Raw genomic sequence first — 9730 nt, forward strand, 5'->3', positions numbered from 1 at the left:
TAAAGTATCCAATCAGTATATGACAAACTCGCCCCATCGAAATATGGATAACCATATTTCTTAAATTCAGAAATGATATCTTCCTCAATCTCTAGAATACCTTCAAATACACTCAAAGTAACTCGACCAAGTGAAGGTATCAAAGGCCAATCTTCTGCCTGCCCCCTAAATAACTCTGGTGGATTTTTTCTAAATACGTCCAAAAATTCTGATATATTTTCAATTCTGTACTCAACAGCCTTCATCATTTTTTCCAATAATATCGTGAAACTAGTCACTACAACCTTTAACCTAACGCCCAATTAAGGTGCGATAACGCTATAACACCCAAGCTAAACCATTGCACCGTAAACACAAATTTCAAACCGGAGTAAACTCGCCACGCGTTAGGAGTCACTCTTAAATTGTTTGTTATATTGCCCGCACGACAGAGCCAAGTTTAGCGCCAAGGTGCTGAATTGGTTACAAATCTACTGGCTTTGGACTCAGAAGTAAAACGGATAGTTCGAAACTCAATCATAGACAACAAAACGCACTTGGCTAAGAAACGAAATGAGCTGAAATTGGAGTCATTCGAAGAGCCAGAATAGCAAAGAATTCGAGCGAGAAACCTGACAACAAAGTGCGCTGAAGCCACAATTCTCAATGAAGTACCCACGAAAAGAAGCCGCGCAAAATGAACTTGAGCCAGCAAAACTTACTAACGAGGAGACTTGCGTGACGTTGCAGCTAATTAACCGACAAACATTCTACGTGCGATGGCCATTTTGATGGCATTTTTCACGAAAAGAACAGGTGTGTAGTTCGGACGCAGAACAAAGATAAACGGATAATTTAACCCTTTGAATCTTATGCAATATAACGCCCAATTAAGTTGCAGACCAACGCAAACCTGAACCCAAAGCAACGCACCGATTACACCCAAACCTATTGGAACTGAAAATGCCGCGCGTTGGCTGTCAGCTTAAATTGTTTGTTAGCAATTTAACTAAACGAAGCACCAAAACCTTCAAAAACACATTGATACTCCCAGCCCAGTGAAACCATAAAATCTAGCCATTGGGCGAGAATTTCCTTGGTAACGGATGTTGGATGAGAATACCCTTCAACAAACCACGAACGACTAATAAACCCTTCACTTCTAATTAGTGTCTCATAGTTTCCCAAAGCGTCGTTCAGTTTAATTGCTGACGTTTTACTCGGACATAAATAATTAAAATTTAGAACTACTTCTGTTTCACTTGTGACTTCATTTCTTAATAGTGATGACCAAGTCTCATCAAGCATGTTCAACTGACTTTCCAAATTTGATTGATAATCACTCAATTCAATTTCTCCATTGATTGCTAACGCCGCGTTAAGTAGTGAGCAACGCTAACCACCGAACCTAAACTATTGCACCGTAAACACAAAACCCAACCTTGAACTGAAAATGCCAAGCGTTGGGAATCTGTCTTAAACGCTTTGTTAGTAGGCTATTTTCCACTTTGCTTAAAGAGGTTGGGAACCGTCTTGATAATATTTCGAGTTAGTTCAGATTCTGACTTAGCTTTCTCAAGTTCAACAGTTGTCTGCCCTTTCTCCAAAATAAAGTTTCGCTCCGTATTCGCCAACGAACTGATTGAAATCTGCAACGCATCGTCGTTACCAGTTGCTAAAGCGTAATTAACGGCAGACAACTTTGACTCCACATTTGTAAGTTCATTTTGAAAGTACTTAATTTCGGCAAGTCCATTTTTGTATAATCTAAGAAAAAAATACGCAAATATTTCTATGAAGATAATCAACATTATTCGAGGAAGTATTGGTAATACTAAGTTTTTGATAAACTTAGTATTTGATTCAGACCCTTCGGAGGCCAGTTGCTTTAATAGCTCAGATGAATCAACCATTGATACCGTTGTCCATAGAAGATATAGACCACCCGCGGTTATAGCCATACCGATCAAGAGGTTTATGTTTGCACGTAACCTCAAGTCAGAAATTTCCCTAAACAGGCGTTGCACTATTACACGAGAGTCCTTTGAAAGGTTTTCATAGGCTAGACTCTTTTTTACTTCGGAGCGAAGTAATTTAGTTTCACTGTTGAATATGTCCTTAATACTCTGCTCACTCGAACGTTCAATAATTGATTCTAATATTTTAGTTTTATCATCATCTGTGAGGTTCGCGCTAAGCTCGAAGTTATTTAGTCTTTCTAGAATTTCTTCGATGTCTAACTTAGATTTTTCGCTATCCTTTCTTGTGGCTTCTAAGCTATTACTTACTTCTTCTTTATACTCGGAAATATCTTTTGTAATCGAGGAATAGTGACGAGTCTGATTTTTAATCTTATTCATCAACTGATTGTATGATTTATCTTCTAGCGTTTCATTGCCTCCCGACTGTAGATAAACCAAACCAAATGACAGTATTGCCAACAAAAAAGATGTAAAAGTTACAAAGTCATTGTCTGAGGTTATACGAAAAATGCTCGATATATAGAACCTAAAGTCAGCAAAATAGTAAGTAGCAAGGGCAATACCAAGAAAAAACAGACCGACAAATACCATTAACCTTCGATTTTCGATGGCTTGCTTAATTGAATCAGTAATCATTAATAATAACTCAAAACAGGATATCGCCCCATATTAAACCATTATGCAACCTAAATCATTGTTGTAGCGCAACATTGACCAGCCTACTAACGCCGCATTAAGGGGTGAACAACGCCTCCACCCAACCTAAAGCATTGTACCGTAAACACTAAATTTGAAGTAGATGCAAAAATGCCAAGCGTTGAGAATCCCTCTTAAATGCTTTGTTATATTGCCCGCACGACAGAGCTAAGTTTAGCGCCAAGGTGCTGAATTGAAAACAAATCTACTGGCTTTGAACTCAGAAGTAAAATGGATAGTTCGAAACTCAACCATAGACAACAAATCGCACTTGGCTAAGAAACGAAATGAGCTGAAATTGGAGTCATTCGAAGAGCCAGAATAGCAAAGAATTCGAGCGAGTAACCTGACAGCAAAGTGCGCTGAAGCCACGATTTTCAATGAAATCCCCACCAAAAAGAAACCGCGCAAAATGAACTAGAGCCAACAAAACTTACTAACGAGGAGACTTGCGTGACGTTGCAGCTAATTAGCCGACAAACTTTCTACGTGCGATGGGCATTTTGATGGTATCTTTCACGGAACGAACAGGTGTGTAGCTCGGACGCAAAACAAAGATAAGCGAATAATTTAACCCTTTGAATCTTATGCAATATAACGCCCAATTAAGGTGCGACAACGCTGTAACACCCAAGCTAAACCATTGCACCGTAAACACAAAATTCAAATCGAAGTGAAATCGACAAGCGTTAGGAGTCACTCTTAAATTGTTTGTTATATTGCCCGCACGACAGAGCCAAGTTTAGCGCCAAGGTGCTGAATTAGTTACAAATCTACTGGCTTTGAGCTCAGAAGTAAAATGGATAGTTCGAAACTCAATCATAGACAATAAAACGCACTTGGCTAAGAAGCGAAATGAGTTGAGATTGGAGAAATTCGATTAGCCAAAGTGACAAAGAATTCGAGCGAGAAACCTGACGGCAAAGTGCGCTGAAGCCACAACTTTCAATGAAGTCCCCACGAAAAAGAAGCCGCGCAAAATGAACGTGAGCCAGCAAAGCTTACTAGCGAGGAGACTTGCGTGACGTTGCAGCTAATTAACCGACACACTTTCTACGTGCGATGGGCATTTTGATGGCATTTTTCACGGAACGAACAGGTGTGTAGCTTGAACGCAGAACAAAGATAAACGGATAATTTAACCCTTTGAATCTTATGCAATATAACGCCCAATTAAGGTGTGGAGCACGCTACCACGACACTTAAATTGACCACCGTAATCACTGAACTTAACTCAAACCAAAAATGCCAAGCGTGCTGAATCACTCTTAAATTATTTGTTAGGTGCGAACCTCAAAATTCACCAGTTAAGTCCTAAAGCAGTTCCGTTGCTGTTGAGTTCCAGTGTCCCAAATTGGTTATTACAAGCCTTTCATGAGAAACGGGAACAATTAGCTTAAAACTTTGAGCATTATAGTTGCCCTGTTTTATTTGAGACTCGATACTAGCGATTTGTGTTTCAAGGTTAACATCGTTCTCTGGCTCAACGTTTTCAAGCTCAACTTGATCTAGAGTAATGAGATAAGGGTCATTCGGTTTTTGCCACAGATCAAATACAGGATGGTCAAAGTACTTTTCAACTTCATTGACGTCCCTTTGTACAAGTATTTGAATGAATACCCTTAAATACTGCAAATACTCACAACCAAACGGATTATCTAAAGCATATTTCTTAGCAAGTTCTTTTGAATAAGTTAAGTATGCTCCACCATGTTGAAAGTTGTAGACTTGATTTCGTTCTTGAATAACAAGAGGTTCCAGTAGTTTTCGCTGCTTTAACCAACTTTCATCCGTCCACCTTTGCTTCTCAGCAAGATTAAATAGGTCTTGCATCAAAGATTTTGCGCCGATTTTCTCCAAATGGTCAACACCACCTAAACCATGCTCTTTGATCGAGTCTACAAAAGCACTTGTGGTTCCGTGATAAAGCGGAATACTAAATATACCATTTTTTATTATTGTCATTTCACTACATCTCATTCTATTGAATAGCACCTAACGCCCAATTAAGGTGTGAGGCACGCAATACCAATGCTCCCGCATACCACCTTAATCACTAAGACCAACGCATAGTAAAAATGCCACGCGTGCCGAATCACTCTTAAATTGTTTGTTAGCTATCAACTCTAAAGACTTGCGCAAGAGTGTCTTCTAGCTCTTTTAACGCCTGTGGGATAGTTGCAATGCATAGCTGAACCTTTAAATCACTTTCGTCCAAATTCAGCCGACTAAAAACAGATCTAAGATTGGAATGTGAATCGCTACACAGTTCGTTATAAACCGTATCATAGAAATCTTTTAAACCTGCCAATTCAAATTTCGCGCCGATTTTGATTGGTTTATACTTCTCATTAAGATCAGATTTTTCTTTAAGTAATTGTTCCTTAAAACCGCCCAAATCATCTAATTCAGCTGACTCCTTGAGCCATGAGAGATGCTTTGGATCTAGGTTATCTAACACCTTTATCCATTCTTTCAATCGGTTCGACTGCAAACGATACCCATAGAGCTTATCAGTCGATAGATTATGAAAGTCTACAAAGGTTTCAGAAAAGGTACGATATAAAATTGGAATCCCTGACAACTTTCCAGCATCAGATAAAGTGATTATTGCATCGGCTAAGTCCAATAAACTTCTTGAGTATGCTAGTAAAGAATATCGATATAAACTGCTTTCGTAGACCGGAAACAGACTATTAACCTTATTTCTTAATCCTTCAATACGGTTTGATGAACTCAAATTTACCTCCTTGATAGCTAACGCCCAATTAAGGTGCGACAACGCTATTACACCACACTAAACCATTGCGCCGTAAACACAAATTTCAAACCGAAGTGAACTCGCCAAGCGTTAGGAGTCACTCTTAAATTGTTTGTTAGGGCTAAATTTCGTAAGCCTCAAACCAACGACATTTAAGGTTTGGCTTTTTGCTCTTTAAAGAAGAGAAGTGCTCTTTCGTTGTAAACCTAGCGCAAGATAATACACGTATCTTAGATAAATCTGCTAAGCACAATATTGATTTATCCGTTAGGCTCACTGACGTTAAAAACAATGCTTCTAAATTTGGCAATGTACTGATTGGCAGCAAAGATAAGACCTTTTGATTTGTATACATCGTCCCTTCAACACCTAAACTTATGAGCTCTGTAAAACCCGATAGACATTCTAAATTGTTTAGTTTTTTCGCGCCCTCTATAAATAGATAGCGCAAATTAGGTAGGCTTGCTAAAACCTCAAAATTCTCAGCCTTGCTGACTCCTGAAATTTTAAGCGTTTCCAACTTATTCAAATTAATCAATGGAAGTAGCGTGTCTGACGATAGCCTCTCAATTTCCAAATATTCTAAGTTTTGCAGTTCTGCTATTTCACTAAGGAATTCACCGTTTACCTGCTTGGCTGACAAACGTGTAATTTGTTGTGAAAATGAACTGATGCCTTTGTGTGATTTTCCTTCACGATAAAATGAAACCCAACGCCAATCTAACTCAATGTCATTTATGTTGGTGACACAACGAGACCATTCCGACCAGTTCTGATTACATCTATACTTATCATTAATCATATTATTTTCGACCAAGCTAATACTGAGCCCTAACGCCCGCTTAAGTGGTGAGCAACGCAATACGATGTTTCAGCACACCACCTTAATCACAAAAATCAACGCATGGTAAAATGCCACGCGTTGCGAATCCGTCTTAAAGCGTTTGTTAAGTTTTTTGTTTCAACCTACGCAATAAATAGGTGCTTGCTGTAGCGGAAGCGTCACTAACTAATCTTGCATAGTGCTCGGGGGCTACATAATCCCCTGGGGTAAAACCATGCGCTGTACCAAAATGAGTTCTCATCGCCCCAACTGCTTGAAAAATACTTTTGATTCCACCATACAGTTGTGTCATATCCCTGTTAGCTTCCTGATCTGTAGATAAATCCAGAGCCTTTATTGCTGCACCTATAAGATTTGTAATGTCTTTCTTAGCCGGTAATGGTTCACCAGTATCCTTTAGGATAAGGCGACATACCGACTCTAAATAACTAGATGACCTAGTAATCGAGTCTGATGGGTCTGACTGGATCGTATTCCGAGATTTAATCCAAGCTTTAATTAATTCATCAGAGTTTACATCCTTAAGTGCGCTAATCGCCTCAGAAGCAATATCTTCAGATTGTGAGTCTAATGCTTTGTTTAACGAGTCAATCGATTCAGATGTATTATTCTCAATTGACGCGAGTGCATACTCAATATTTCCTAACAGCGAGTTAATCTGAATGTCTTTAGACAATCGCTCAAGCCATTCAACTGAACATGACTTTATGCCCTTACATTTAAAAGATTGATAGTCCTCTGGGACTTGATTCATAGAGTCAACAAAATCGTCTTCAGTCGAGCGATATGCAACCTCTAATTCCCCATCACTAAATTGAAGATAACCATAAACCCAGTCATCAGGTCCGATCATTTGCAACGTTTCTTGGGCTGAACGAGCCCAAATATCAATACCGTCGAGAGATTCCGTTAACGCTTCTTCGAGCTTCTCTAACTTATTGAGCACTTCTGCTCTTTTTTCTTTGATCCTAGAGCTTTGCCCTTTGATTTTTTCTAGTAATTGAGACACCTATACCTCCTAAAACTTAACGCCCAATTAAGGTGCGACAACGCTAAAAAACCTAAGCTAAACCATTGCGCCGTAAACACAAATTTCAAACCGGAGTGAAATCGGCAAGCGTTAGGAGTCACTCTTAAATTGTTTGTTAGAAGCACGTTTTCGAATAAATCACCGTACTATCGAGTTCRCCTGATGGCAAACGCCTTGCATTAACTAGCTGCCCTTCAAGCCCATAGCCGCATCGCTTTGCAACCGCCTGACTCTTTAAGTTTGTWGCTGCCATCTTAATTTCTACTCTCATGGCACCTTTATCATTAAATGCATACTGTTCTACCAAACTAATAGCTTCAGTTATGTAGCCAGAGCCTACCTTTGACGTTTGCAACCAATAGCCAATTTCAAAATACGGCACGGATTCATCTCTAACGATAAAACCCACAGCACCAATAAATGATCCCGTTTTCTTTTCGATAATGTTAAACCAAAATTCTCCTGAAAAATTGGAGAAATTGATCACAGCTTCCTGAATGTTTTGCTCAAGAGCTTTTTTCGTTAAAGCATCTGAAACCCAAGGCAAAAATTCATAAAATTCTGACCTACACTCATCAATAACTGTATACATAGCATCGATAAAATCTAATGACGGAGCTACCAATTTGAGCCTTTCACTTTCCATCAAAACTCCTATGTTAAGTCGTGCTTATAACGCCCTGTTAAGGTGTGAGCAACGCAATACTAAAGCCACCGCAAGCCACCTTAATCACAAAGCGCAACGCATGGTGAAAATGCCACGCGTTGCGAATCACTCTTAAACAGTTTGTTATACCGATGAGTTTTCGAGGAAGTTAGCCATTTCGCACAACAGATAGTGCATCAGGCCACGTACTTTTTTCCTCGATATATTTTTTAATTAAAGATCTATTCGATGCGATGATTCCTGACCAGCGATAACTCCAAGATTTATAAGCATGCCATGAATAGCCAGTATAAAGCTCTTTTCTCATAGTGGTCATTGAAGTAAGCGTGGCTTTAAGATATACGTCTTCAATTGAAGTCCCCTTGAGCTCAAGAATACTTGCTAGATAAATCAGCCATCTAGCTAAGTGCTCATACTGTTCCCAAGCACAATTTTCACCTGTCAGCTCAATTTTTTTCTCAATAATTTGCCCCAAAGCTCTCACTACTCGAGCATCGTCAATACTTACTCCAATAGCTGCTATTGACGAAATAATTTCATAAAAATTATTTTCAATCCGCAAAAAATTTTTAGTAAAATAAGCATTTTGGAAAACAACTTTTCTTATATTTTCTAGTGATGATTCTGCACATTTTTCTGCACTAGGAATTGTGTCATTTAATTGACTGAAGAAGTCATGAACACTAGTATCATCGATTACTCTTATTCCATAACAGTGAGAGTAATAATCTTTTACAGGCTGATCAACAGAAGAGCGAGATACTAAAAAAATATTTGACCCGATCACATGACTACGAGAAAAACCTTTATAGTCACTAATGATTGCTTTTAAATTTGTATCACCTAGAGAGTAACCTAAAATCACAACTGTATTTTCGTGAAGTACAGTGCTCAACTTTCTTGAAAAATAAGATGTACCATTTATAAATTTAAAGTAATCATCTGACGTGACTACCATATTATCCGGTGAGTCTACAGAGCCGTGAACATGATATACTTTTATCCTTGATGGTGAGCGTGGTATTGGGAGACCAGGAGTTAAAGAATGGCAATCAGACTCACCTGATAACTTTTCAACAAGTTTATCATAATTTGTAGTAACCACTCTTAAGCTTCTTGATGACAAAAAATCAGAAATTGGACTGTTATCACCGTGGAGATCAATAGGCTTAATTAATTTTGCTATTTCATTATGAATACTTTTATCTTCTTTCATCAATTCAATTGAAATAACTTGTGCAGCTTCTTCAAGGCTTAAAGGATTTTTCCCATTAGATGGAAATAAGCTCGCTTTTAATGAAACACCTTGAGCTACTTCATCACAAACTGATTCTAAAAGCCCTTGCCAACTCGGGGCTTGATTATCAGTTACTGACTTAGAAAAGCCCGTTCCTGTAAATAGACACAACCTATTTGATACTGCAGCGTAGGCAATTTCAAAATATTCACTCAATTTTTTTCTCCTTCAGAGGTTGGTGTACCCCACAAAAAGTAGACAGTACATAACTACATACTTTCGTACTCAACGGGACTGACATGCCCCAACGCTGAGTGTCTTCTCTTTCGATTGTAGAACACTTCGATATATTCGAAGATCCCCATTCGGGCTTCTTCGATTGTTTGATAATCTTCTGCGTAAATCAATTCGACTTTCAGTCGACTGAAGAACGACTCCATTACCGCATTGTCCCAACAGTTACCCTGACGGCTCATGCTTGGTACTCCTCCATGCTTTCGCATGAAGTCCTGATACTTATAAGCTCTGTATTGT

10 protein-coding genes are annotated in these 9730 nt (G+C 38.8%); all 10 read right to left on the reverse strand.

Annotated elements, in window-relative coordinates:
* A partial coding sequence (locus L4C39_RS19355) for an FRG domain-containing protein (protein ID WP_429747556.1) occupies positions 1 to 248 on the reverse strand: 248 nt, incomplete at its 3' end.
* Between the two features lie 736 nt (positions 249 to 984).
* Entirely contained in the window at positions 985 to 1326 is a 342-nt protein-coding gene (locus L4C39_RS19360) for a hypothetical protein (protein ID WP_261889227.1), read from the reverse strand.
* Between the two features lie 149 nt (positions 1327 to 1475).
* Positions 1476 to 2597, reverse strand: a complete 1122-nt coding sequence (locus L4C39_RS19365; RefSeq protein WP_429747558.1) for a hypothetical protein — start codon at positions 2595 to 2597, stop codon at positions 1476 to 1478.
* Between the two features lie 1374 nt (positions 2598 to 3971).
* Complete coding sequence (locus L4C39_RS19370) at positions 3972 to 4622, reverse strand: hypothetical protein (RefSeq protein WP_429747560.1); 651 nt, start codon at positions 4620 to 4622, stop codon at positions 3972 to 3974.
* A gap of 148 nt (positions 4623 to 4770) precedes the next feature.
* Positions 4771 to 5397 (reverse strand): DUF5677 domain-containing protein, encoded by a 627-nt coding sequence (locus L4C39_RS19375; protein WP_429747562.1) that lies wholly within the window; start codon positions 5395 to 5397, stop codon positions 4771 to 4773.
* A 142-nt stretch (positions 5398 to 5539) separates the two neighbouring features.
* Positions 5540 to 6220, reverse strand: coding sequence for a leucine-rich repeat domain-containing protein (locus tag L4C39_RS19380; protein WP_429747564.1), 681 nt, complete (start codon positions 6218 to 6220; stop codon positions 5540 to 5542).
* A 145-nt stretch (positions 6221 to 6365) separates the two neighbouring features.
* Positions 6366 to 7271: an abortive infection family protein gene (locus L4C39_RS19385; protein ID WP_429747566.1), complete on the reverse strand. Its 906-nt coding sequence runs from the start codon at positions 7269 to 7271 to the stop codon at positions 6366 to 6368.
* A gap of 136 nt (positions 7272 to 7407) precedes the next feature.
* Positions 7408 to 7938 (reverse strand): GNAT family N-acetyltransferase, encoded by a 531-nt coding sequence (locus L4C39_RS19390; protein ID WP_429747568.1) that lies wholly within the window; start codon positions 7936 to 7938, stop codon positions 7408 to 7410.
* Between the two features lie 169 nt (positions 7939 to 8107).
* On the reverse strand, positions 8108 to 9412 hold the full coding sequence (locus L4C39_RS19395) for an SIR2 family NAD-dependent protein deacylase (RefSeq protein WP_429747570.1): 1305 nt from the start codon (positions 9410 to 9412) through the stop codon (positions 8108 to 8110).
* Between the two features lie 53 nt (positions 9413 to 9465).
* Positions 9466 to 9730: IS3 family transposase (locus tag L4C39_RS19400; protein ID WP_429747572.1), on the reverse strand; the 265-nt coding region annotated here is incomplete at its 5' end.

Source organism: Vibrio clamense (genome assembly GCF_050337905.1).
GTDB classification, from domain to species: Bacteria; Pseudomonadota; Gammaproteobacteria; order Enterobacterales; family Vibrionaceae; genus Vibrio; species Vibrio cortegadensis.